The sequence below is a fragment of the Streptomyces sp. NPDC005263 genome, from assembly GCF_042872365.1.
Taxonomy (GTDB): Bacteria; Actinomycetota; Actinomycetes; order Streptomycetales; family Streptomycetaceae; genus Streptomyces.
In genome coordinates, this window is record NZ_JBIAKJ010000002.1 from 565,386 (window position 1) to 588,719 (window position 23,334).

General features: G+C 71.3%; 14 protein-coding genes and 2 pseudogenes. 8 read left to right on the top strand and 8 right to left on the bottom strand.

Going from position 1 to position 23,334, the window contains the following annotated elements:
- Window positions 1–140: 140 nt before the first annotated feature.
- Entirely contained in the window at window positions 141–1,589 is a 1,449-nt protein-coding gene (locus tag ACFYRY_RS09850) for an MFS transporter (RefSeq protein ID WP_389142004.1), read from the bottom strand.
- Window positions 1,590–1,691: 102 nt separating this feature from the next.
- Here ACFYRY_RS09850 and ACFYRY_RS09855 point away from each other — a divergent pair, with 102 nt between their 5' ends.
- Complete coding sequence (locus ACFYRY_RS09855; RefSeq protein ID WP_389142006.1) at window positions 1,692–2,678, top strand: helix-turn-helix transcriptional regulator; 987 nt, start codon at window positions 1,692–1,694, stop codon at window positions 2,676–2,678.
- Window positions 2,679–2,731: 53 nt separating this feature from the next.
- Here ACFYRY_RS09855 and ACFYRY_RS09860 read toward each other — a convergent pair whose 3' ends face one another.
- A complete protein-coding gene (locus ACFYRY_RS09860; protein ID WP_389142008.1) occupies window positions 2,732–4,186 on the bottom strand; it encodes an MFS transporter in 1,455 nt (484 codons plus the stop codon).
- Window positions 4,187–4,282: 96 nt separating this feature from the next.
- Here ACFYRY_RS09860 and dusB point away from each other — a divergent pair, with 96 nt between their 5' ends.
- Window positions 4,283–5,461, top strand: a complete 1,179-nt coding sequence (dusB, locus tag ACFYRY_RS09865; protein WP_389142010.1) for a tRNA dihydrouridine synthase DusB — start codon at window positions 4,283–4,285, stop codon at window positions 5,459–5,461.
- A 29-nt stretch (window positions 5,462–5,490) separates the two neighbouring features.
- On the opposite strand, the gene ACFYRY_RS09870 is transcribed toward dusB, so the two are convergent.
- The 3 genes and pseudogenes from ACFYRY_RS09870 to ACFYRY_RS09880 form a co-directional block, all read right to left on the bottom strand.
- Window positions 5,491–7,530 (bottom strand): CDP-alcohol phosphatidyltransferase, encoded by a 2,040-nt coding sequence (locus ACFYRY_RS09870; protein WP_389142012.1) that lies wholly within the window; start codon window positions 7,528–7,530, stop codon window positions 5,491–5,493.
- Window positions 7,531–7,686: 156 nt separating this feature from the next.
- On the bottom strand, window positions 7,687–9,624 hold the full coding sequence (locus ACFYRY_RS09875; protein ID WP_389142014.1) for a glycogen debranching N-terminal domain-containing protein: 1,938 nt from the start codon (window positions 9,622–9,624) through the stop codon (window positions 7,687–7,689).
- A gap of 257 nt (window positions 9,625–9,881) precedes the next feature.
- Window positions 9,882–11,369: pseudogene (locus ACFYRY_RS09880) on the bottom strand (hypothetical protein); the annotation flags it as partial.
- A gap of 123 nt (window positions 11,370–11,492) precedes the next feature.
- Here ACFYRY_RS09880 and ACFYRY_RS09885 point away from each other — a divergent pair.
- The 3 genes from ACFYRY_RS09885 (at window position 11,493) to ACFYRY_RS09895 (ending at window position 16,342) form a co-directional block, all read left to right on the top strand.
- Complete coding sequence (locus ACFYRY_RS09885) at window positions 11,493–12,695, top strand: ROK family protein (protein WP_389142016.1); 1,203 nt, start codon at window positions 11,493–11,495, stop codon at window positions 12,693–12,695.
- Window positions 12,696–13,112: 417 nt separating this feature from the next.
- Window positions 13,113–15,860 (top strand): pyruvate, phosphate dikinase, encoded by a 2,748-nt coding sequence (gene ppdK, locus ACFYRY_RS09890; RefSeq protein WP_389142018.1) that lies wholly within the window; start codon window positions 13,113–13,115, stop codon window positions 15,858–15,860.
- Window positions 15,861–16,003: 143 nt separating this feature from the next.
- A complete protein-coding gene (locus tag ACFYRY_RS09895) occupies window positions 16,004–16,342 on the top strand; it encodes a hypothetical protein (protein ID WP_389142020.1) in 339 nt (112 codons plus the stop codon).
- Window positions 16,343–16,551: 209 nt separating this feature from the next.
- On the opposite strand, the gene ACFYRY_RS09900 is transcribed toward ACFYRY_RS09895, so the two are convergent.
- Window positions 16,552–18,096 (bottom strand): sensor histidine kinase, encoded by a 1,545-nt coding sequence (locus ACFYRY_RS09900; protein WP_389142022.1) that lies wholly within the window; start codon window positions 18,094–18,096, stop codon window positions 16,552–16,554.
- Window positions 18,097–18,362: 266 nt separating this feature from the next.
- A pseudogene (locus tag ACFYRY_RS09905) lies at window positions 18,363–19,160 on the bottom strand (response regulator transcription factor); the annotation flags it as partial.
- Between the two features lie 224 nt (window positions 19,161–19,384).
- Here ACFYRY_RS09905 and ACFYRY_RS09910 point away from each other — a divergent pair.
- From ACFYRY_RS09910 to ACFYRY_RS09920, 3 genes are all read left to right on the top strand, one after another.
- Entirely contained in the window at window positions 19,385–20,008 is a 624-nt protein-coding gene (locus tag ACFYRY_RS09910; protein ID WP_389142024.1) for a carbonic anhydrase, read from the top strand.
- A 68-nt stretch (window positions 20,009–20,076) separates the two neighbouring features.
- On the top strand, window positions 20,077–21,840 hold the full coding sequence (locus tag ACFYRY_RS09915) for a SulP family inorganic anion transporter (protein WP_389142026.1): 1,764 nt from the start codon (window positions 20,077–20,079) through the stop codon (window positions 21,838–21,840).
- Window positions 21,841–21,875: 35 nt separating this feature from the next.
- On the top strand, window positions 21,876–22,802 hold the full coding sequence (locus ACFYRY_RS09920; protein WP_389142028.1) for an oxidoreductase: 927 nt from the start codon (window positions 21,876–21,878) through the stop codon (window positions 22,800–22,802).
- On the opposite strand, the gene ACFYRY_RS09925 is transcribed toward ACFYRY_RS09920, so the two are convergent.
- Window positions 22,768–23,301, bottom strand: coding sequence for a hypothetical protein (locus tag ACFYRY_RS09925; RefSeq protein ID WP_389142030.1), 534 nt, complete (start codon window positions 23,299–23,301; stop codon window positions 22,768–22,770). The two genes, ACFYRY_RS09920 and ACFYRY_RS09925, sit on opposite strands and share 35 nt — an antisense overlap.
- Window positions 23,302–23,334 lie beyond the last annotated feature (33 nt).

The window sequence follows — 23,334 nt, forward strand, 5'->3', positions numbered from 1 at the left end:
CGCCTCCAGAGGCCGGGCCCGGTAACTCGGTTGACGCAGCAAGGAGTGTGCAGCAAGACCAACATCAACGGGGGATCCTTCACCGCGGCTTCGCCAACCCGTGTTCTGAACCCCGGCTTCCGGTCCTCAGTCGATGGTCCTCAGTCGATCGTCCTCGGCAGGCGCAGGCTCAGCAGACCGGTCAGCGCGATCGCCGCCAGCTGCACGAGAAGCGTGACGACCAGGGCGTCACGCATACCCAGGCCCGGGACGAGGGAGAGGAACAGCGTGCCGAGGGTGGCGACGCCGAGCGCCAAAGCGGACTGCTGGGCGGTGGTCATCACGCCGCTCCCCACGCCGGCCCGAGCGGGCGGCACCTCGGACAGCACGATCCGGAAGAGCACCGGGAGTTGCAGGGCCTGACCCACGCCCGCGATCGCGCCGCCCGGCAGCAGGGCCACCAGGCCGAGGTCCGGCCAGGAACGCCAGGCGGCCAGCGCGATCAGGCCCACGCCCACTGCCTGGAGCAGGGCGCCCGCGGTCACCACGCGGGTGCCGTACCGGGCGATGAGACGTGGTCCGGCGATCGAGGTGAACAGGAACGTCACCGCCAACGGGGCCAGTGCCAGCCCCGCCCGCACGGGGCTGAGGCCCGCGCCCTGTTGCAGGGCCACCGCGATGACGAACATGAAGCCGCTGAACCCGACGGAGAACGGCAGGATCATCACCAGTCCGCGTCGCAGCGACACCAGCGCGAACAGACTCGGCGGCACCAGCGGCGTACGGCCCAGTCGGTCGGCCCTGCGCTCCACCGTGTAGAAGGCGGCGGCCACGAACGGGAACGCCGCCAGCGACAGCCACGTCCACAGCGGCCAGCCCGCCGCCCGGCCCTCGGTCAGCGGGGCCAGCAACGTGAGGAGAGCGGCGGCCAGCAGGACGGTGCCCGGGACGTCCACCGGCTCCGGACGCCGCGCCCGGGTCTCCGGGACCGTGCGGGCCGCCAGGACCAGACCGACGAGGACGACCGGCACGTTCACCAGGAACACCGCCCGCCAGCCGCCGCCCGCGCCGAAGAGGAACGACAGCGGCGTCGCGGCCACCAGGACGCCGCCCAGGATCTGGCCGAGCACCATGGACAGGCCCGCCGTGGCGCCGTACAGGCCCATCGCCTTGGCGCGGCGGGCGCCCACGGTGGCCGCCTGGATGGTGGCGAGCACCTGCGGCAGCATCGCGGCCGACGCCGCGCCCTGGGCGATCCGGGCCACCACCAGGGTCCAGGCGGTGGGCGCGAGCCCGCAGGCCAGGGAGGTCAGGCCGAAGGCGGCCATGCCGCCGATGAAGAACCGCCGCCGCCCATACAGGTCGCCGAGGCGGCCCCCGAGGACGAGCAGGACGGCGTACGCGAGGCCGTACCCGGAGACCACGAGCTCGAGGACCGACTCGCCCGCCGAGAGGTCCGCGGCGATCGTGGGCAGGGCGACGTTGACGATGAAGAAGTCGATGAGGGGCAGTGCCGCGGCCAGCAGCACGGTGAAGAGTCCGAGTCCGCCGAGCGCGGGTGGTGCCACGGAGGGGGAGCGGACCTGGTGCGATGGGATGGTTTCGGTCACGCCCCTCAGCCTGCGACCGCTCCGAGACAGGTACCAGAGTCTCCTTATCCTGGTAGCAGAACCACCTGGAAACAGGGTCCGGTGAGGTGCAGTCTGGTGGACATGACGACCACGGTCCAGGAAACGGCACTCCAAGTCCCGCGCGGTACCGCCGTGTCGGAGATCCGGCGGCACGAACTCGCCGCGTTCCTGCGCCACCGCCGCGAGCACATCGCGCCCGAGCGGGTCGGCCTGCCCCGGGGCAGCCGACGCCGTACCCCGGGTCTGCGCCGTGAGGAGGTCGCCCATCTCTCAGCGGTCGGCGTCACCTGGTACACCTGGCTCGAACAGGCCCGGGACATCCAGGTCTCCGTCCAGGTCCTGGACGCGCTCGCCCGCACCCTGCTGCTCGACCCCAGCGAACGCGCCCACCTCTTCCAGCTCGCGGGAGCCGTGGACCCGACGCCGGCCACCGTCTGCTCCCCGGTCACCCCCGCGCAGCGGGCGATTCTGGAGCAGTTGGAGCCGGTGGCGGCCTGTGTGCAGAACAGCCGGTACGACATCCTCGCCTACAACCGCACCTACGGGCTGCTGCTGTGCGACCTCGACGCGGTGCCGCCGGAGGACCGCAACTGCATGATCCTCTGCTACACGAACGCGGAATGGCGCTCCTCGATCGTGCACCTGGAGCAGACCCAGCGGCTGATGGCGGCCCGGTTCCGTGCGGCGATGGCCGGGCACCTCGCCGAGCCCGCCTGGAAGATGCTGCTGAAGCGGCTGAGCACGGAGTCCCCGGACTTCCGCGAGGCCTGGGAGCGGCACGAGGTCGGCACCCACCGGGTGCGGCGCAAGGAGTTCCTCAACCGCTACGTCGGCCGTGTCGCCGTCGACCACACCGACCTGTGGCTGGGGCCGGAGGGAGGCCCGCGCATGGTGACGTACGTGCCCTCGGACGAGGACTCACGGCGGCGACTGGAGCGCCTGCACACGATCGCGCGGGAACGGGAACGGGAACGGGAACGGGAACGGGAACGGCAAGGGGAAGGGGAAGGGGAAGGGGAAGGGGCGGCGCGGGAGCCGGAGGGCGAGGCCGTGGCGCCTCGCGGCTGACTCCCGGACCTCGCCCCTGCCCCCACGGGCCCCGCCCCTGCACGCTCACCCGCTCACCGCACCTGCGCGCCGACCCCCGCGGCCTGACGTACCTCCGTGGACGACAGCCGCTCGGCCGTCCGTTCGGCGGTGCCGCGGGCCCACCGCCCACTGGTCAGCGCCCCCACCACCAGCACGGCGAACCCGCATCCGGTGAGCACCCACCACCCCGGCTCCGCGGCGGACACGAACACCTCCCGGTACGACGAGGAACCGACCCTCGCCGCCAGCAGCGCCCCGATCACCGCGACCCCCAGCGTCTGCCCCAGCTGCCGGCTGGTGGACGCGACCGCCGCGGCCACCCCGGCCTGGGCGCGCGGCATCCCCGAGACGGCCGTGTTGGTGATCGGCGCGTTGAGGAACCCGAAGCCGATACCGAACAGTACGTACCCGACGAACAGCGTGACGTTCGACGTCTCGGCCTCGAACGCGGCGAACAGCACACTGCTCGCGGTCATCGCGACCCCCGCGATCAGCAGCGGCACGCGCGGCCCGAGGCTCCCGAGCAGGCGCCCCGACAGCGGTGCGCACAGGAGAGTCGGCAGGGCCATGGGCAGCATCCACAGACCCGCGTGCAGGGCGTCGAGGCCCCGTACGTTCTGCAGGTACAGCGTCGACAGGAAAAGGAACCCGCCGAGCGCGGCGAACCCGCTGACCGCTATCACCGTGGCGCCGCTGAACGGGGCCGACCGGAAGAACCGCAGGTCGATCAGGGGCTCGTCCCGCCGGGGTTCGTACCAGAGCAGACCCGCGAGCGCGGCCAGCGCGACCACGCCGAACGGCAGCACCGAGACCAGGCCCGCGTTCGGCGCCTCGATGATCGCGTACGTCAGCGCGCCGAACAGCGCGATCACCAGGACCTGGCCGACCGGGTCGGGGCGACGGGCCTTCGGGGCACGGGACTCGGGGACGTAGCGGAGGGTGAGGAGGAAGGCGGCCAGGCCCACCGGCAGGTTGATCCAGAAGATCGAGCGCCAGCCGACCGACTCCACCAGCAGCCCGCCGACCAGCGGCCCGGCGGCCATGGAGATACCGACCACCGCGCCCCACACGCCGATCGCCCGCGCCCGCTCGCGCGGGTCGGTGAAGGTGTTGGTGATGATCGACATGGCGACCGGGTTCAGCATCGACCCACCGACCGCCTGAACCATGCGGAAGGCGATCAGCGCGTCGAGGTTCGGCGCGACGGAGCACAGCGCCGAGCCGACGGTGAAGACGACCAGCCCCGCCATGAAGACCCGCTTGCGGCCCAGCCGGTCGGCGGTGGAACCGGCCAGCATCAGCAGCGAGGCGAGCACCAGGGTGTAGGCGTCGATGGTCCACTGCAGACCTGCCGTGCTCGCGTGCAGGTCCCTTTGCACGGAGGGCAGGGCGACATTCAGGACGGTGTTGTCGAGGCTCACGATCAGCAGGCTCATACAGCAGATCGCGAGCACCAGCATGCGTCGGCGGTGGCTGAGCTCGGGCATGCGCCCCAGCGTACGCCTGCTTCGATAGTGCGTCTAACTAACGACTGTTGCCTGGTCGTCGTCGGGTCACCCCCGGGCGTGCGTGACAATGGGGGAATGCCCACGATCGCGCCCACGAACAGCACTGCCCTGCGGATCGGCCCGCACGCCGTCCAGCCGCCTGTCGTCCTCGCCCCCATGGCCGGGATCACCAACGCGCCCTTCCGCACCCTGTGCAGGGAGTTCAGTGGCGGCAAGGGCCTGTTCGTGAGCGAGATGATCACGACCCGGGCGCTGGTCGAGCGCAACGAGAAGACCATGCAGCTGATCCACTTCGACGAGAGCGAGAAGCCCCGCTCGATCCAGCTGTACGGCGTCGACCCGGCGACCGTTGGCAAGGCCGTCCGCATGATCGCGGAGGAGGGCCTCGCCGACCACATCGACCTGAACTTCGGCTGCCCGGTCCCCAAGGTGACCAGGAAGGGCGGCGGCTCGGCCCTCCCGTACAAGCGCCACCTGCTGCGCTCGATCCTGCGGGAGGCGGTCAGCGGAGCGGGTGACCTGCCCGTCACGATGAAGATGCGCAAGGGCATCGACGACGACCACATCACCTACCTCGACGCCGGCCGTATCGCCGTCGAGGAGGGTGTCACCGCCATCGCGCTGCACGGCCGCACCGCCGCCCAGCACTACGGCGGCACCGCCGACTGGGACGCCATCGCCCGCCTCAAGGAGCACGTCCCGGAGATCCCCGTGCTCGGCAACGGCGACATCTGGTCGGCCGAGGACGCGCTGCGGATGGTGCGGGAGACCGGCTGTGACGGCGTGGTCGTGGGGCGCGGGTGTCTCGGCCGGCCGTGGCTGTTCGCGGACCTGGTCGCGGCCTTCGAGGGACGTACGGAGGCCGGTGCCTCGGACACCGGCGGAGGCGGTGCGCGGCCCTCCCTCCGCGAGGTCGCCGACATCATGGTCCGGCACGCCACGCTGCTCGGTGAGTGGATCGGCGACGAGGCCCGCGGGGTCATCGACTTCCGCAAGCACGTCGCCTGGTACCTGAAGGGCTTCGCGGTCGGTTCCGAGATGCGCAAGCGGCTCGCGATCACCTCGTCGCTGGCCGAACTGCGGTCCGGGCTGGACGAGTTGGACCTCGACCAGGCCTGGCCCCTCGGTGCCGACGGGCCCCGCGGCCGTACGTCCGGCAACAACCGGGTGGTGCTGCCGGACGGCTGGCTGAAGGACCCGTACGACTGCGCGGGCATCGGCGAGGACGCCGAACTGGACACCTCCGGGGGCTGAACCGCCGCCGGCCTCTGCCCCGGGAGCGGTCAGTCCTCGGACGGATGGGGGGTCGAGCCGTACGCCGTCAGGAAGCGGTCGCGGAACGAACTCATCTTCCACACTGGCGCGTTCCTGGCGGGCTTCAGGCCCTTGGTCCAGTTCCATCCGGCGATCTTGTCGAGGACCTTGGGGTCCTTGGCGACGATCGAGACGGGCACGTCACGGCTGGCGTGGTTGCCGCTGACCCGGGCGATCGGCTGGTGGTCGCCGAGGAAGACGAGGACGGTGTCGTCGGTGCCGTAGCGCTCCAGCCACTGGGTGAGGCTGGTGACGGAGTACTGGATCGACTTGCCGTACTCCTGCTGTGAGCGGGTGCTGTCGGTGATGATGTCCGACGGGTTGGTGCCGGCCTTCTGGATCGGCCCGAACACCGAGCCGTCGCCGAGTTCGTCCCAGCCGACCATCTTCGGGATCGGGGACCAGGGCTGGTGGCTGGAGGTCAGGATGATCTCCGACATCAGCGGCTTGTCGCGCTTCTTGCCGTGCTCCAGGCGCTGGAACGCCTCCAGCGCGTACTGGTCGGGCATCGTCGACCAGCTGAACTTGGGGCCCTTGTAGCCCATCTGGAAGGCGTTGTAGACCTTGTCGAGGCCGTAGAAACTCTGTTCCGGCCAGCCCTTCTGGACTCCGGGCATCACGCCGACGGTGTCCCAGTCGCCGGTCTTCTTGAACGCCTTGGTGAGGCTGAGGTGGTCGCTGGACATCACCGTGCGGTAGCGCTGCTGGTTGTCGACCCACAGGCCGGACAGGGTGGTGGAGTGGCCGAGCCAGCTGCTGCCGCCGTACGTCGCCGAGGTCAGCCAGCCGCTCCTGGCGTGGAAGCCGGCCTTCGCCAGCGACGCGGTACTGGCGTCGAGCGTCTTGTCGACGCCGGGCGCGATGCCCGGGTCCTCGATCGCGCTGCGGCCGTAGCTCTCGATGAAGGTGAAGATCATGTCCTTGCCGCGCAGGTCGGGCACCAGCTGGTCGGCGGGCGTGTCGCCGAACTGGTCGGCCTTGGCCTCCTTCCGGAACGCGGCCTCGTCGCGCACGGTGTCGACGACCCGATGCGCCTGCACCTTCAGGGCGCCGGCCGCCCGGTCGGAGGCGATCGGCATGCCGTCGACCTGGAGGCCGAGGGTGGAGCAGGTGATCCACACGGTGCCGGCGATCAGGGTGGCCCGGGTGGCGGTACGGGTGTTGGACGCGAGCAGGTTGCTCAGCCGGACCGTCGCCAGGGCCATCAGGACCAGCAGCAGCACGACGAGGACGACGGCGCCGGCGGCGGCACCGACGGCCGTTGCCCGGCCCATCGAGTCAGCGAGGTAGGACTGGGCGTCGTCCAGCAGACCCCAGTCCAGAACGAGGTTGAAGGCCCGGCCCAGGTACTCGGTGAACCCCATGTCGAGGACGTTCACGATCGTCAGCGCACCCAGCACCGTCCCGGAGACCGCCGCCAGGATCACCCGCGGCCGCCGCGGCAGGGCGAGCATCACGACCGCGGCCACGATCGCCTCCGCGGGCAGCCGTGTGAACCGGTTGGGCTGCAGCGCGGCGACCCGGTTCGGCATGACCAGCCCCGCGAACACCAGGACGGCGGCGAGCACGGTGGTCGACCAGTGCAGGACGAGGGCGGCGGTGGGGTGTCGGTCGCGCCAGGCACGCCAGTGCGCGAGGCGGCCTCCGAGAGGGGTGCCCTTGTCGCTGCCGGGATTGTCGCCCCCGGCAGCGGGAGCGGCTCCGCCGGGCCCCGCCTCGTCAGCTCCGGCCTGCTCCGGTACGACCTCGTCAGCTCCGGCCTGCTCCGGTACGGCCTGGTCCGCTCCGGGCTGCTCCGGTTCGGCCTTCTCCTGCGTGGCCTCGTCCGGTACGGCCTGGTCAGCTCCGGCCTTCTCCGGCGCGGCCTGCTCCGGTTCGGCCTGCTCCGGCGTGGCCTCGTCCGGTGCCGTTTCGGCCGTCGCCTCTGTCGCCTCCTCGTTCGCGGGCGGGACGGAGGACGGGTCGTCGACCGTGGCGGGCGGTTGGCGAAAGCGCGCGAAGACAGGCACCCGAAGGTCCTTCCGTACGAAGCCCGGCGGAGTGGTGGAGCTGGTCCGAGGGGGACCGGACCCACCGCATTTCCGTACGGTTCGCCTCCGTCCGCTGTTCAGCCCTTTTGCCTACTGCTCGGCAAACACCGGGCAAACCACTCCCCAACCGGCGCGTCAGGCGCCCCCGACCGCCGTGAGCAGCGCCAGCGGTGCCGCCGCCGAACGGGATTCCCGTGCACACGCGTGCGGATACGGGACCGGCTCCGAGTGGGTGTCGCGGCCGTAGCCCGCGAGGACCTCCGGGAGACGGTGGCCGGTCGCCGTCGCCGCGTCGACCAGGCCGTGGGCGATCGAGCGGGCCTCGTCGTGCAGGCCGTACCGGGCAAGCCCCAGGGCGATCAGCGCGTTGTCGTGCGGCCAGACCGAACCGCGGTGGTAGCTGAGGGGGTGATAGGCCGGTTGTCCCGCGGCGAGGGTGCGGACGCCCCAGCCCGAGAAGAAGTCCGGGTCCAGCAGCCGTCGGCCGACCTCCTCGCCGTACTCCTTGTCCAGCAGCCCCGACCAGAGCAGATGCCCGGCGTCCGAGGCGAGCGCGGTCACCTGGCGGCCCTCCCCGTCCAGCGCGAGGGCGGGAAAGGAACGCTCCGGCATCCAGAAGTCCCGCTGGAAGCGGTCCCGCAGATCGGCGGCCGCCTGTTCCAGGAGCGCCGCGTACGTCTCGTCCTGCCATACCGCGCGTGCCACCGACGCCGTGCGCAGCAAGGCGTCGTACGCGTATCCCTGGGCGCCCGCCGCCATCACGGGGCCGCCGGCGCGGGTGCCGTCGGCCGAGCAGATGGCGCCGGGGGAGTCCTTCCAGTTCTGGTTGGCGAGGCCGCCCTGGTCGGCGCGGTAGACCAGGTAGCCGCGCGTGGCCAGTCCGCCGTGGTCCAGCATCCAGCCGATCGCCGCGCGGGCGTGCGGCTCCAGACGGCGGGCGAGGGCCGTGTCCCCTGTGTGCTCGACATACGCGCCGAGTAGGACGAGGAACAGCGGGGTCGCGTCCACCGAGCCGTAGTAACGGCCGTACGGCACCTGCCCGAAGTGCGCCAGCTCCCCGTGCCGGACCTCGTGCACGATCTTGCCGGGCTGGGCGACCGACTCCGGGTGGGTCTCGGTGGCCTGGGTCGCCGCGAGCGCGGGCAGCGTCGCGGCGGCGAGGTGCGGCCGGTAGGGGAGCGCGAACAGGGACGTCAGCAGGGCGTCCCGGCCCAGCAGGGCCAGGTACCAGGGTGCCCCCGCCGCCGGTACCCGCAGTTTTTCACCGTCCGGGCCGGTCGCCGGTACCTGGAGCGAGGCGAGGTCCGCGAGACCGCGCGCACAGGCCGCGGCCAGCTCCGGCCAGCCCGTCGGGAAGGCCACGCCTTCCGCGAACTCGCCCTCCAGGGAAAGGAGTTGATCGTTCACGGCGGCCGGGGAGCGCGGCACCCGCCGGGCCACCCTGTCCCCGTGCGGGCGGGCCATCACGCGCAGCGTCAGCTCCGCCGAACCGTGCGGCTCCAGGTCCAGAGTCCACAACAGGCGACGGGCTCCGGTGCCGGTCTCCTCGACGCCGTCCGGTGCCGGTTCGGCCGTCACCGTCGTACAGGAACGCCAGGCGCCGCGCTGGTAGGCGAACTCCACGCCGTCGTCGAGGATCTGGCGGGAACGGGTGGCGCCGATCTTGGCGTACGTGCGGTGGTCGGAGCGCAGTTCGAACTGGTCGGTGAAGTCGGCGTCCGCGGTGACCGCGAGGCGGACCGTCGTCGGTGTCGGACGGTTGCTGGTCACCCGCAGCGACTCGACGAACGCGCCGTCCGCGACGGCCTGTTCGCGGAAGAGCGTGCATGCGGGCGGCTCATCGCGACCGCCGCGCGGCACCAGCACACAGCGCGCGGTGTCCCCGTCGGCGACCGGCGACAGCGCCTCGGGCACCGCGCCGTCGACGGTGAGCTGCCACCGGCTCAGGTGCCGGGCGTCGCGCACGAACAATCCGTCCGGGGAACCGCCGCCCCGATGGCCGCTGATGTCCCCTCCGTCGCCGACGGCGGCGAACGTCCCGCCGTGCACGAGCAGATGATGCCGGTCCGTCATCCCCGGTCCCCTCCCTGGTCTGCCGTGACTGTGGTGCCTGCCATGACTGTGGCTTTTGCGTCTGCTGTGACGTGGGTGTCTGCGATCGCTGCGGTGTCTGGGGTCTTGGTGGTCGCGGTGGTGACCGCGGTCTCTGAAGTGCCTGTGGTGACTGAGGCGGCGCTCGCGGTCTCTGTGGTGAATGGGGTGACTGAAGCATCCGCGGTGTCGGCGGTGGCCGCGGCGGCTGCGGCTTCCGCGGTGTCCGCGGCATCGCTGTGCAAGAGGTCGAGCGCGAGCGCGGCGGTCCAGCTGAAGCCGGTCGCCCCGCAGGCCTCGCCGGTGTACGGGTCGACGTACTCCGCGAAGTCGGTGGCCTCGGCGAACTCCAGGGTCGTCGCCCGCAGCGCGTCGGCGTGCGCCCGCTCGCCGTGTGTGCGCAGCCCGCGCTCCACCAGCCAGCTCGTGTTGAACCAGGCCGGTCCGCGCCAGTAGCGGTGCGGGTCGAAGGACTCGCCGAGCAGGTCGTAGCTCGGGACCAGGTGGGTCGTGTCGCCGAGGCCGAAGTGCGGTCCGCTCAGGGTGCGGACCAGTGCCGTCGTGATCTCCCGGGGCAGGCCCGGCAGCAGCAGTGGGACCAGTCCGGAGACGCTGCGCTCGGGGATCAGCTCCCCGCCCGGCCGCTTTCCGCCCCGCAGGTCCCGGCACAAGAACATCCCGGCCGCCGGGTCCCACAGCCGCTCGACGAGCGCCGCCGTCAGACGTTCCGCGTGCGCGTGCCGGGCCGTACCGTTCGCGCCCAGTTCCCGCGCGATCCGGGCGAGCGCGTGCTCGGAGGCGATGAGCAGGGCGTTGAATGCGGGGTCCTCGACCGCGAACTCGCCGCCGTCGGCCCCATGGCCCCCGGCTGCGTCGACCCCATGGCCGCCGGCTGCGTCGACCCCGTGGCCCCCACTCGCACCGGCCCCATGATTCCCGCGGGTCCCTGTCCCACGGCCCTCGCCCGGCCCGTCCCGGTACCCGCGATCCCGGTAGTCGGCCGCCAGCCGCACGTACCGCCCGTAGTCCAGGTCCGTCGGCCGGTCCTCCGCCGCCCCGTGGTCGAGGTCCGCGCGCCGGAAGGAGCGGGCCGGGGCGGGTGCAATCCGGCTCAGCGGGGCGTCCCAGCAGGGGCTGTTGTCCATACCCTGTTCCCAGGGGTGCACGACGGACGCGAGAGAGCCCCCGCCCAGGTCCCGCCGGTGCAGCAGATACCGGTGCCAGGCCGCCAGCCGGGGATACATCCGGGCGAGGAAGCCGCGGGCCCGGGACAGCCCTGGGTCGGCGCGGTGCACCAGCCAGGCCGCCAGCGCGTGCACCGGTGGCTGCACGATGCCGGAGGTCTGTACGGTGCGCGGGGCGCCCGCGGCTCGCCCGGCGGTCGAGGAGCGCCAGAAGTCGGGGCTCGGGAAGTACGCGTCCAGCGGTACGGAGGGGTTGAAGACGATGTGCGGCACCCGGCCGTCGTCCCACTGGGCGTCGAGCAGTGTCTCCAGCTCCGTCTGCGCCCGCAGCGGTGACAGATGGCGCAGCCCGATCGCGATGAACGCGGAGTCCCAGGACCACTGGTGCGGGTACAGGGAGTGGGAGGGCACCGTGGACCGGCCCGTCCAGTTGCACTCCAGCACCCGGGCGGCCCTGACATGCAGCGACTTTCTCCTGGGGGTCGGATCGTATACAACGGCGGGCTTCGCCGGGCGCGCGATGAGCTGGGTACTGCGATCCACTCGGGGCTCCCCGAAGACGTAAGGTCGACCGACCAGTTCGGCTGTGACTACCGTAGGGTTACGTCTATTTAACACGCAAAACTCAATATGTAACGCAAGATTGAGAAACACAAGGGGGTGTACATGACTGGTCGAGGTCAGTTCGGCGCCGGAGAGCTGCTGGCACTGGTACGCAGTGGCCGGGCGACGACCCGCGGTGCGCTCCAGCGGGCCACCGGTCTCTCACGAGCCACCGTGGGCCAGCGTCTTGACCGTCTCTTCCGCGCGGGCTGGCTGCGCGAGGGCGCCGGCGGCCCGGTCGACTCACCGCTCGGCGGCCGGCCCTCCATCACCCTGGAGTTCGACGACTCCCACGCCGTCGTACTCGCAGCTGACCTGGACACCCGGCACGCACGCTCCGCCGTCCTGTCGCTGACCGGCGAGATCCTGGCGGAACAGGCCGGCACGCTGGTCATCGGGGACGGCCCCGAGGCGGTGTTCGGCGAGCTGGGCCACTGGTTCGCCGAACTCCTGGAGAAGGCGGGCCGCCGAGCGGGCGACGTCTGCGGCATCGGCCTCGCGGTGCCGGGCCCCGTCGACACCGGCACAGGCCGGGTCGTGCAGCCGCCGATCATGCCGGGATGGGACGGCTATGACATACGTGGCCGCCTGGCGAGGGCCTTCACCGAGCACACGGGCGTGGGTGCGGTGCCGGTGCTCGTCGACAATGACGCCAACCTGATGGCGTACGGCGAACAGCGCACCGCGTACCCCGACTGTTCGGCGTTCGTACTGGTCAAGGTCTCGACTGGGATAGGCGCCGGAGTCGTGGTCGACGGCTCGGTCTACCGGGGCATCGACGGAGGCGCCGGCGACCTCGGCCACATCCGGGTCCCGGCCGGCGCGGACGCGCTGTGCCGCTGCGGTTCCTACGGCTGTCTCGCCGCCGTCGCCAGTGGCGGTGCCGTGGCCCGGCGGCTGGCGGAGACCGGCGTGCCGGCGGCGTCCGGCTCGGATGTGCGGGACCTGCTGGCGTCCGGACACCCCGGGGCGGCGGCGCTCGCGCGGGACGCGGGCCGACAGGTCGGGGACGTCCTGGCGACCGTCGTCACCCTCCTCAATCCGGGGGTTTTGATGATCGCGGGGGATTTGGCCGGAACTGCCTTCCTCACGGGCGTGCGGGAGCTGCTGTATCAGCGGGCGCTGCCGCGCTCCACCGCTCATCTGGACGTCGTCACCTCGCGGCTCGGGGAGCGGGCGGCGCTGATCGGTGCGGGGGCGATGGTGGTGGAGCACCTGTACGCGCCGGATCGGGTGGAGGAACGACTGCTGGCGTTGGGCGTGTGACCACCTCGTTTCCGGCGGTGTTTCGGTCCGGATACATGTCCGCATGGTGAAATCCCGGCGTCTGTGACAGCGTGATTATCGCCACCCTTGATAAGGCTTACGCTCAGATGAGCAGCTCGTGATCGACTGCACTTCTCCAAACTGTGGCACTCAGTGCCACGGCTTGATCGTTCATCGATCGAAATCAGACGGGCTCGAAGCCGCTCAGATGAGCGGTATGGCGACTGCCTGAGTCCCCCTGCCTTCAAGAAGTGAAAACATGATCCTGTCTCCGCTTGCCAAGCTTTGACTTTCGATCCGGTGGCGGACGAGTGGTTACAGGCGTATGACGCGCAAGTGGACGTACCCAGGCGCCTTCGATCTGGGTATGTTCCTGGCCGTCAGGGCAGCCACCGCGTCCTCGAGGAGTCGAGACCCGTGTCGGAAAACAAAGATCTTCATGGAGCCGAGCCGGCCGCGAGCGTTGAGGGCGTGAAGTTCGTTTACGACTTCACCGAGGGCAACAAGGACCTCAAGGACCTCCTCGGTGGCAAGGGCGCCAACCTCGCCGAGATGACCAACCTGGGTCTCCCGGTACCTCCGGGCTTCACGATCACCACCGAGGCCTGCAAGGTCTACCTGGACAGCGGCGTGGAGCCGGCGGCACTGCGTGACGAGGTCAGTGCGCACCTCGACGCGCTGGAGCAGCGCATGGGCAAGAAGCTGGGCCAGGCCGACGACCCGCTGCTGGTCTCGGTCCGCTCCGGCGCGAAGTTCTCGATGCCCGGAATGATGGACACCGTCCTCAACATCGGGCTCTCCGACAAGTCGGTGCAGGGCCTGGCCAAGCAGGCCGGTGACGACCGTTTCGCCTGGGACTCCTACCGTCGCCTCATCCAGATGTTCGGCAAGACCGTCCTCGGCGTCGAGGGTGACCTCTTCGAGGACGCGCTGGAGGCGGCGAAGACGGCCAAGAAGGTCACGGTCGACACCGAGCTGGAGGCCGCCGACCTCAAGAAGCTCGTCAGCAAGTTCAAGAAGATCGTCAAGGCCGAGGCCGGCCGGGAGTTCCCGCAGGACCCCCGGGAGCAGATGGACCTCGCCATCCACGCGGTCTTCGACTCCTGGAACACCGACCGCGCGAAGCTCTACCGCCGCCAGGAGCGCATCCCGGGCGACCTCGGCACGGCCGTCAACGTCTGCTCGATGGTCTTCGGCAACCTGGGCCCCGACTCGGGCACGGGCGTCGCCTTCACCCGCGACCCCGCCTCCGGACACCAGGGCGTCTACGGCGACTACCTGCAGAACGCCCAGGGCGAGGACGTGGTGGCCGGCATCCGCAACACGGTGCCGCTCGCGGAGCTGGAGACGATCGACAAGAAGTCGTACGACCAGCTGATGCAGATCATGGAGACCCTGGAGAACCACTACAAGGACCTCTGCGACATCGAGTTCACCATCGAGCGCGGTCAGCTGTGGATGCTCCAGACGCGCGTCGGCAAGCGCACCGCGGGCGCCGCCTTCCGTATCGCCACGCAGCTCGTCGACCAGGGCCTCATCGACGAGGCCGAGGCGCTTCAGCGGGTGACCGGCGCCCAGCTCGCGCAGCTGATGTTCCCCCGCTTCGACGAGGACGCGAAGGTCCAGCAGGTCGGCCGGGGCATCGCGGCGTCGCCGGGCGCGGCGGTCGGCAAGGCGGTCTTCGACTCGTACACCGCCGTGAAGTGGTCCCGTTCCGGCGAGAAGGTCATCCTGGTCCGCCGTGAGACGAACCCCGACGACCTCGACGGCATGATCGCGGCCGAGGGCATCCTGACCTCCCGCGGCGGCAAGACGTCCCACGCGGCCGTGGTCGCCCGCGGCATGGGCAAGACGTGTGTGTGCGGCGCGGAGGAGCTCGAGGTCGACACCAAGCGCCGCCGGATGACGGTGCCGGGCGGCCACGTGGTGGAGGAGGGTGACCTCATCTCCATCGACGGGTCCAGCGGCAAGGTGTACCTGGGTGAGGTTCCGGTGGTGCCGTCTCCGGTCGTCGAGTACTTCGAGGGCCGGATGCACGCCGGCGCCAACGACGCCGACGAACTGGTCGAGGCCGTGCACCGGATCATGGCGTTCGCCGACCGCAAGCGGCGCCTGCGGGTGCGCGCCAACGCGGACAACGCCGAGGACGCGCTGCGGGCGCGGCGCTTCGGCGCCCAGGGGATCGGGCTGTGCCGTACGGAGCACATGTTCCTCGGCGACCGCCGTGAACTGGTCGAGCGCCTCATCCTGGCCGACACGGAGGTGGAGCGCGAGGAGTCCCTCAAGGCGCTGCTGCCCCTCCAGAAGCAGGACTTCGTGGAGCTGTTCTCCGCGATGGACGGCCTGCCGGTGACGATCCGTCTGCTGGACCCCCCGCTGCACGAGTTCCTCCCCGACATCACCGAACTCTCGGTCCGTGTCGCCCTGGCGGAGTCCCGCCAGGAGCCGCACGAGAACGAACTGCGCCTGCTCCAGGCCGTGCACCGCCTGCACGAGCAGAACCCGATGCTGGGCCTGCGGGGCGTACGCCTCGGCCTGGTCATCCCGGGCCTGTTCACGATGCAGGTCCGCGCGATCGCGGAGGCGGCGGCGGAACGCAAGGCGGCGAAGGGCGACCCGCGCGCCGAGATCATGATCCCGCTGGTGGGCACGGTCCAGGAGCTGGAGATCGTCCGCGAGGAGGCGGACCAGGTCGTCGCGGAGGTCGAGGCGGCGACGGGCACCAACCTGAAGCTGGCCATCGGCACGATGATCGAACTCCCGCGGGCCGCGCTGACCGCCGGTCAGATCGCGGAGGCGGCGGAGTTCTTCTCCTTCGGCACGAACGACCTGACCCAGACGGTGTGGGGCTTCAGCCGGGACGACGTCGAGGCCTCGTTCTTCACGGCGTACCTGGAGAAGGGCATCTTCGGAGTCTCCCCGTTCGAGACGATCGACAAGGACGGGGTCGGTTCCCTGGTGAAGCTGGCGTCCGAGGCGGGCCGCGCGACCCGCCCCGACCTGAAGCTCGGCGTCTGCGGCGAACACGGCGGCGACCCCGAGTCGGTCCACTTCTTCCACGAGGTGGGCCTGGACTACGTCTCCTGCTCCCCGTTCCGGATCCCGGTGGCCCGACTTGAGGCGGGGCGGGCGGCGTCCAATTCCACGGGGAGCGACCACCGGTAGGCCCGTAGGCCGTTACGGCCACTGAACCCCGGAACCGCCGCCGGTCACCCGACCCTCACCGACCGCGGCGGCGGTTCCGGATCGTGAAGAGAGGGCGGCACCCTTGTGCGGGGGTGCCGCCCTTTCGGCGTTGAGCCTGTCGAATGCCCGCCAGGTCCGTCGCCGTCCGTACCCCTCAAGTTCGCTTCGCCGACGCGGCCTCGGCCAAAGGCTGGGACAGTCTCGCCCAACAGGCCCGGGAGAACACCTACCGCGCCTGGACCACCATGCGCACCGACCCCGGGCCGGTCAACGAGACGCCCGGCACCACCGGCTCAAGGGCAGCCTGGCGCACGGCACCCACGGCGGACAGACCCTGCGAGCAGTGGCAGATCGAGGTGACCGGCGGAGGCCGCATCTGGTACCTCCTGGACACAGCCCGTGACACCTGCTGGATCACCTTCGCAGGCACGGGACATCCACGAGCCACAGACCGCCGCTGAACCGGCACGGCGAAATTCCACCGCCTCCTTCCACCGGGCCTCCCACTGCGCCCTGTCACCGCCGCAGGCCCGCACATAGGCCGGCGCCATCCGGCAGCAGTATCCAAGGGGTGGCGAGGTCGCAGTCCGGATCGCCCGTCTTGTGAGGGGATGAGCGTGACGCCGGCTGGTGAAGTGTGCGGGGGTCCGGGGTGCTTCTTGACGTGGCGTCATGAGCGGCTCACCTGGCCGCCACCGGTCACCGACGGCTCCCGGCTCACCGACGGCTCCCGGCCGAGCAGTGGTGCGGGCTCCCGGCGGCGCGGGCCCGTTCGGCCCGTGGTGTGACCCCCCGAAGACGGCTGTGCGGACGGGAGGCGGATCACCACGTCCAGGCCGCCGGTGCCGGCGGTGCGCAGGCTCGCCTCGCCGCCGCTGGCGTGGGCGAGCCGTTGGACCAGGGCGAGGCCGAGGCCCGTGCCGCCCTTGGGGGCGCCCGGCGCGCGCCAGAACCGGTCGAAGGCGCGGGCGCGTTGCTCCTCCGTCATGCCCGGGCCCTCGTCGGCGACGTGCAGGTCGACCCAGGACGGGCGGGCGTCGCGCAGCGCGCGCCGGGACGGGGCGTGGCGACGCAGTTCGATGGTCACCGTGGTGGCGGGCGGGGAGGCCCGCAACGCGTTGGAGAGCAGGTTGTCGAGGATCTGCTCGAGGGACCCCGGCAGTGCGAGGACCGAGCCCTCGCCGCCCGCGAACAGCACCAGGGAGACGCCCTGTCGGGCGAAGAGCGGCGCCCAGGTGCGGTGGCGTTCCGCGCAGACCGCGCCGATGTCGACCGGCCCCGGCGTCGCCGCGTCCTCCTCCAGTCTGGCCATCGCCAGCAGGCCCTCGACCATCCGGGCCAGGCGGTCCGTCTCGGTGACGGCGGCGGTGAGGCTGGAGCGGCCACGGTCCAAGATGTTCGGCTCCAGGTTCTCCAGGCGCAGCCGCAGTGCCGCGAGGGGCGTCTTGAGCTGGTGCGAGGCCTCGCCCGCGAACGCGTGCTGGGAGTCCAGGAGATGGGCGAGGCGGGCCGCCGTACGGTTGAAGGCGGCGGCCAGGCTGCGGACCTCGGGCGGGCCCTTGGTCACCGTCACCGTCACCGGGGCCGCGCGGCCCCCGAACGCCAACTCGTGCGTGGCGCGCTCAAGTTCGCGGATCGGGCGTCCGGTCCAGCGGGCGATCGCGAACGCGGCGAAGGTGACCGCGGTGAGGACGCCGAGACCGCCGAGGGCGAGCAACAGCCAGATGTGGTGGACGCGTTCGTGCACCGTCCGGGTCGGCACCGTGAGCCACACGGCGCCCTGCGGCTGGACACTGTGGCCGACGGGCGCGGCGACCGACAGGTACTGCACCCCACCGATGGTGGAGGTGCGGACGTCCACCGTGGACGTGCCGCGCAGCGCCGCCGCGATGCCCGGGCGGGAGGCCAGCGCGTGCGAGGCCTGGGCGGTGAGCGGGTGCGAGGTGGCCAGGGGGGCGCCGGTGCCATCGACGACCACCACCTTCCCGCCGATCCGGGTGGCACAGTGCACCACCCGGCCGGGCAGGTCCTGCTGGGCCCGCCCGGCGGCCAGGGACAGGGCCGCGTACGCCGAGACCGACTCGGCCTCGTCCTTCGCCGCGGTGATCACCCGCTCCCGCTCACCGCGCGAGTACACGAAGCCGAGCGGGATCTCCAGGCACAGCAGGACGAGCGCCGCCAGGCTGAGATAGCTGACCAGCAGTCGGCGGGTCACGGCCGCGCGTCCCAACTGGAGTGCGGGCCCACGGTCGGCCGGCGGCGCGGGCCTTCGGCGGACCTGGAGCGTGATCCTTCGGCGGGACGGACGTGCCGGCCGTCGTAAGACCGGGGGTCGTGTGAGCCGTCGTAGGGCCGGGGGTGGTGCGAACCGTCGTAGGGCCGGCTGTGCGGGGCCTCGTCCGGGCCGGTGTAAGGGCCGGTGTGCGGGCCCTCGAACGGACCGCCGTGCACGCCCTCACCCGGCCCTGGGCGCGCGGCGTCGTTCGGCCCGGTGTGCACCGCCAGTCGGAAGCCGACCCCGCGCAGGGTCTGGATCCAAGCTGGGTGGCCCAACTTCCTTCGCAGGGCGGCGACATGGACGTCCAGTGTCTTCGTGGGGCCCTCGTAGTGCGGGTCCCACACCCGGTCCAGGATCTGCTGCCGGGAGCAGACCGCGCCCGGGTCCTCGGTGAGCAGCGCCAGCAGGTCGAACTCCTTCGGGGTGAGCGAGAGGGGCACCTCGCCGACCCAGACCTGCCGGGTGCGGCGGTCGACGACCAGCGGGCCGGGTTCGTCCGACGACGACGCCGCGACCGGCGCCGACATCGGTTCCGGTCCGGACGGCGTCGGCTTGGGCGCTCCCTGCGCCGCTGCCATGCCCTGCGCCGCTGCCATGCCGTGCGGCGCTGCCATGCCGTGCGTTGCTCCTGTGCCGTGCGCCGCCCACTGGGTCCGTCGCGTCACCGCTCTTACCCGTGCCACCAACTCCCGTACGCTGAAAGGTTTCGCCAGATAGTCGTCGGCGCCCAGCTCCAGGCCCAGCACGCGGTCGGCCTCCTCTCCGCGCGCGCTGAGGATGAGGATGGGAACGTCGGAGACCTGGCGGATGCCCCGGCAGACGTCGATGCCGTCCATGTCCGGCAGTCCCAGGTCGAGCAGGACGACATCGCCGTACGGACCTCTCAGGCCGTCGGTGCCGGTGGCCACGTGATCGACCGTCAGCCCGAAGTGTCCGAGCCCTTCGGCGAGTGGTTCGGCGATCGTCTCGTCGTCCTCGATGAGCAGCACTCGTAGGCCCATGCGCCCCGTCTCTCCATGAATACGTGAATCGGTGTGAATCCAGGCAGCCCGTATCCGCAATTCGCATCCTGGCACCGACACGCTACAAGACGACAGTCCCCGTGCGCGCCCCGACAAAGAATGTTCAATTCCTGTCCGGGCTCTGGGGTTCACTTAACCTTCCGCTGGTGTGGGCTCCCCTACGGTGTGGTGACCGGAACGAACTCCCTGATGAGGCGGCTGAGTTGAAGGCACTGTTGGATCGCGCCCGCACATTCACACAGCGGGTCGAAAGTGAGCGCGGAGAATACCGGAAACTGGCCGACGGGCAATATCCCGAGGCACTCTTCATTACCTGCTCGGACTCGCGGGTGATACCCGCACTCATAACCGGCGCCCGGCCCGGTGAGATATTCGAGCTGCGGAACGCGGGCAATATCGTCCCGTCGTACGGGCGGCCGGGGGCGTCGGGTGAGGCCGCCACCATCGAGTACGCGCTGGAGGTGCTCGGGGTTCAGGACATCGTCGTGTGTGGTCACTCACACTGCGGGGCGATGGGCGCGCTGAAGTCCGGCGACGACCTGACCGCGCTGCCGGGCGTGGACGCCTGGCTCGACCTGGCCCGCCCGGAGCTGGCCGGGGTGCTCACCGGCACGTCCGGCACCTCGGCGACCTCCCCGGCCCCTTCCCTGTCGGACGTGGCGCAGCGCAACGTCGTCAACCAGCTGGCCGCGGTGCGTACTTACCCGATCGTGCGGCAGCGGATGGAGGAGGACCGGCTGCGGCTGCACGGCTGGTACTACGAGATCGACACCGGTCGGGTGTACGAACTCGACGACGACGGCCGCTTCCGGGTGCACGCCGGATGAGCGGGGCGCACGCGCGGGGCCGGACGTGGGGCGGGCCGACGACCGCGACCAGGAACGCGGCGAACGCGATGACCGCGACACACGCGACGGACATGACGAAGCCGACGGCGACGGCGACGGCGACGGAGGCGGCGGCAGCAGCGGATCCGGACGCGGAGGTGCCGGTGTCCCGCCTCGGCAAGGGCCCCAAGGCCGACCTCGGCACCGAGATCACCGCCTCCCTCGTCGTCTTCCTGGTCGCGCTGCCGCTGTGCATCGGCGTGGCCGTCGCCTCCGGGGTGCCGCCCGAGCTGGGGATCATCTCCGGAGTGATCGGCGGGCTGGTGGTCGGGGCGGTGCGGGGCAGCACGCTCCAGGTCAGCGGGCCCGCCGCCGGACTCGCCGCGCTGGTCGCGGAGACCGTCGGGGAGCACGGCGTGGCCATGCTCGGGGTGATCGTGCTGTGCGCCGGGATCCTGCAGATCGTCCTCGGGCTGGTCCGGCTCGGCCGGATGTTCCAGGCGATCTCCCTCGCCGTGGTCCAGGGCATGCTGGCCGGCATCGGACTGCCGCTGATGTTCAGCCAGGCCTACCCGATGGCCGACAGCAAGGCGCCCGGCGTCCCGATCGAGAACATGGCCGGGATCCCCGGGCTGGTCGCGGACATCCTGACCGACCGGCAGGCGATGATCGCCACGCTGCTCGGCGTCGTCACCATCGTGTTGAGCTTCGTGTGGAAGAAGGTGCCCGGACCGGCGAAGAAGATCCCGGCCGCGCTGGTCGCCGTCGGCATCGGTATCGCGGTCGCGGCGCTGCCCGGGGTGGACGTGAAGACCCTCCAGGTCGGCAATCTGCTCGCGTCCGTGCAGGTGCCGGGCGCCGAGCAGTTCGCGCGGCTCACGGACGGGGCGATCATCACGTCCGTCCTCACCTTCACGGTGATCGCCTCCGCGGAGAGCCTGTTCACGGCGGCCGCGGTGGACCGTATGCACAGCGGCCCGCGTACCCGCTACAACACCGAGCTCATCGCCCAGGGCGCCGGGAACACCGTCGCCGGTGTCCTGGGCGCGCTCCCCATCACGGCCGTGGTCGCCCGCAGTTCGGCCAACGTCCAGGCGGGCGCGAAGACCCGGCTGTCCCGGACGCTGCACGGGCTGTGGCTGCTCGCCTTCGCGATGCTGCTGCCGCAGGTGCTCGCGCTGATCCCGATCTCGGTGCTGGCCGGCGTGCTGGTGCACAGCGGCTGGAAACTGTTCGGGCCGGCGGAGTTCCCGAAGATGTGGCGCCAGGACCGCGGCGAGTTCGCGGTGATGACCCTCACCACGCTGGTCATCGTGGCCACCGCGCTGCTGGAGGGCGTACTGGTCGGGCTCGCCGCGGGGATCGTGCTGGCCGCGCTCAGGATGTCGCAGACCGTGATCCGGCAGCACGTCGCGGACGACACCGCCAAGGTCGTCATGGCCGGCAACGCGACCTTCCTGCGCCTGCCGAAGGTCATCGAGGCCCTGGAGGCCGCGGCGGCCTCCGGCAAACCGAGGATCCGCCTCGACCTGACCGGCGTCACCCACCTGGACCACGCCTGCCGCAGCCAGATCGAGGAGTTCACCACGCAGCAGCGGGGGAGCGGTGTGCGGGTGGAACTGCTGATGCCGGGTCCGGCGGCAGCCCAGGCCACTCCCGACCCCGTCGAGCAGCAGGCACCCGTACGACCCCCGGCGCCCACCCCCACCCACGATCACCATGGCGCGGCCTTCGCCCCGAGCCCCGACGTGGGCCCGGGCCCCGGTGCCGAATGGTTCTACCTGGACACCCGTCCCCTCCCGGACGATTACGCGGGCGCTCCCCGCTCGTAGGCTGAACTCATCCGTTCAGCCGAGGGAGGTCGGTCATGTCCGGCTGGAGCGCCAAGGACGTCCCGGACCAGAGCGGCCGGGTCGCCGTCGTCACCGGAGCCAACAGCGGCATCGGGTACGTCACCGCTCGGGAGCTGGCCCGCCGGGGCGCCCGGGTGGTGCTGGCGTGCCGCAGCGAGGCCCGGGGCGCCGAGGCGGCCGGCCGGCTGGCCGCCGAAGTACCGGGCGCGCGGGCGGAGGTGGTCCGTCTGGACCTGGCGGACCTGACCTCCGTACGGGAGTTCGCGGACGCCTTCTCTTACGACCGGCTCGACCTGCTCGTCAACAACGCGGGCGTGATGGCGCTGCCGTACGCGACGACGGCCGACGGGTTCGAGACGCAGTTCGGTGTGAACCACCTGGGCCACTTCGCGCTCACCGGGCGGCTGCTGCCCAGCCTGCTCGGCACCCGGGGCGCGCGGGTGGTGACCGTCGCGAGCGTGGCCCACGCGCTGTCCAATATCGACATCACCGACCTCAACAGCGAGCGCCGCTACCGGCGGTGGACGGCCTACGCCCGCTCCAAGACCGCCAACCTGCTGTTCACCCACGAGTTGGCGCGCAGGCTGGCCGCTCACGGTTGTGACGTGGTCGCGGCGGCGGCCCACCCCGGGTACGCGGACACCAACCTCCAGAGCGCGGCGCCCCGGGTGTCCGGCCGCAAGGGCAGCGAACGGTTCATGCGGATCGGCAACCGGTACTTCGCCCAGTCCGCGGAGGCGGGCGCGCTCCCCACGCTCTACGCGGCGACCGCGCCCGACGTGCGCCCCGACTCGTTCACCGGACCGTCCCTCGCGATGTGGCGCGGGGCCCCGGGACGGTCCTGGCGGGCTCCGTGGACCCTCGACGATCGTGCGGGTGAGCTGCTGTGGGGTGCTTCCGAGCAGCTCACGGGGGTGACGTACGAGGCGCTGAAGGCCTGACGGGCCGGGCGGGGGCGGGGTGCCCGGCGCAGGCGTCGTGCGTGGTGTGCAGCCGCCGCAGGTCCTGTAACGCCGCCATCGGGAACGGGTGCTCCTGCCACAGCTCGCGGTAGCCGTCCTCGCCGTGCCGCTCCAGGACCCCCTCGGCCGCCCGCAGGACCGCATGGGTCAGCTCGGCCCGGGGATGCGTGGACCGCCACGCCAACTCGCCCGCCGAATCCGGGAGGCCCAGGCTCACGGCCAGGTCCTCGAGCAGGTAGACCGACAGCACCACGGTCGTCTCGTCCGGGTGACCCAGGACCCAGCGGATCTCCGTCGACACGGCGTCGAAGAAGAACCTCTCCGTGCGCCACGGGCCGTAGAGGGCCGTCATGCCGAACAGGAGGTCGGCGAGGGCGTCGGTGAGGTAGTCGAAGGTGAACGACTTCGCCGAGATCCCGTCGGCGAGCTCACACGAGGCTCCGCCGGAGCTCAGTGTCCAGGTGAAGTGCAGTGCCACAACGGCGTTACCCCCCGTGCCGGTCCGATGGCC

Bases quoted from the DNA above. Each gene is read 5' to 3' on its own strand.
- ACFYRY_RS09855 (WP_389142006.1), top strand. From the start codon at position 1,692: ATGACGACCACGGTCCAGGAAACGGCACTCCAAGTCCCGCGCGGTACC.
- ACFYRY_RS09860 (WP_389142008.1), bottom strand. From the start codon at position 4,186: ATGCCCGAGCTCAGCCACCGCCGACGCATGCTGGTGCTCGCGATCTGC.
- dusB (WP_389142010.1), top strand. From the start codon at position 4,283: ATGCCCACGATCGCGCCCACGAACAGCACTGCCCTGCGGATCGGCCCG.
- ACFYRY_RS09875 (WP_389142014.1), bottom strand. From the start codon at position 9,624: ATGACGGACCGGCATCATCTGCTCGTGCACGGCGGGACGTTCGCCGCC.
- ACFYRY_RS09885 (WP_389142016.1), top strand. From the start codon at position 11,493: ATGACTGGTCGAGGTCAGTTCGGCGCCGGAGAGCTGCTGGCACTGGTA.
- ACFYRY_RS09895 (WP_389142020.1), top strand. From the start codon at position 16,004: ATGCCCGCCAGGTCCGTCGCCGTCCGTACCCCTCAAGTTCGCTTCGCC.
- ACFYRY_RS09915 (WP_389142026.1), top strand. From the start codon at position 20,077: ATGACCGCGACACACGCGACGGACATGACGAAGCCGACGGCGACGGCG.
- ACFYRY_RS09920 (WP_389142028.1), top strand. From the start codon at position 21,876: ATGTCCGGCTGGAGCGCCAAGGACGTCCCGGACCAGAGCGGCCGGGTC.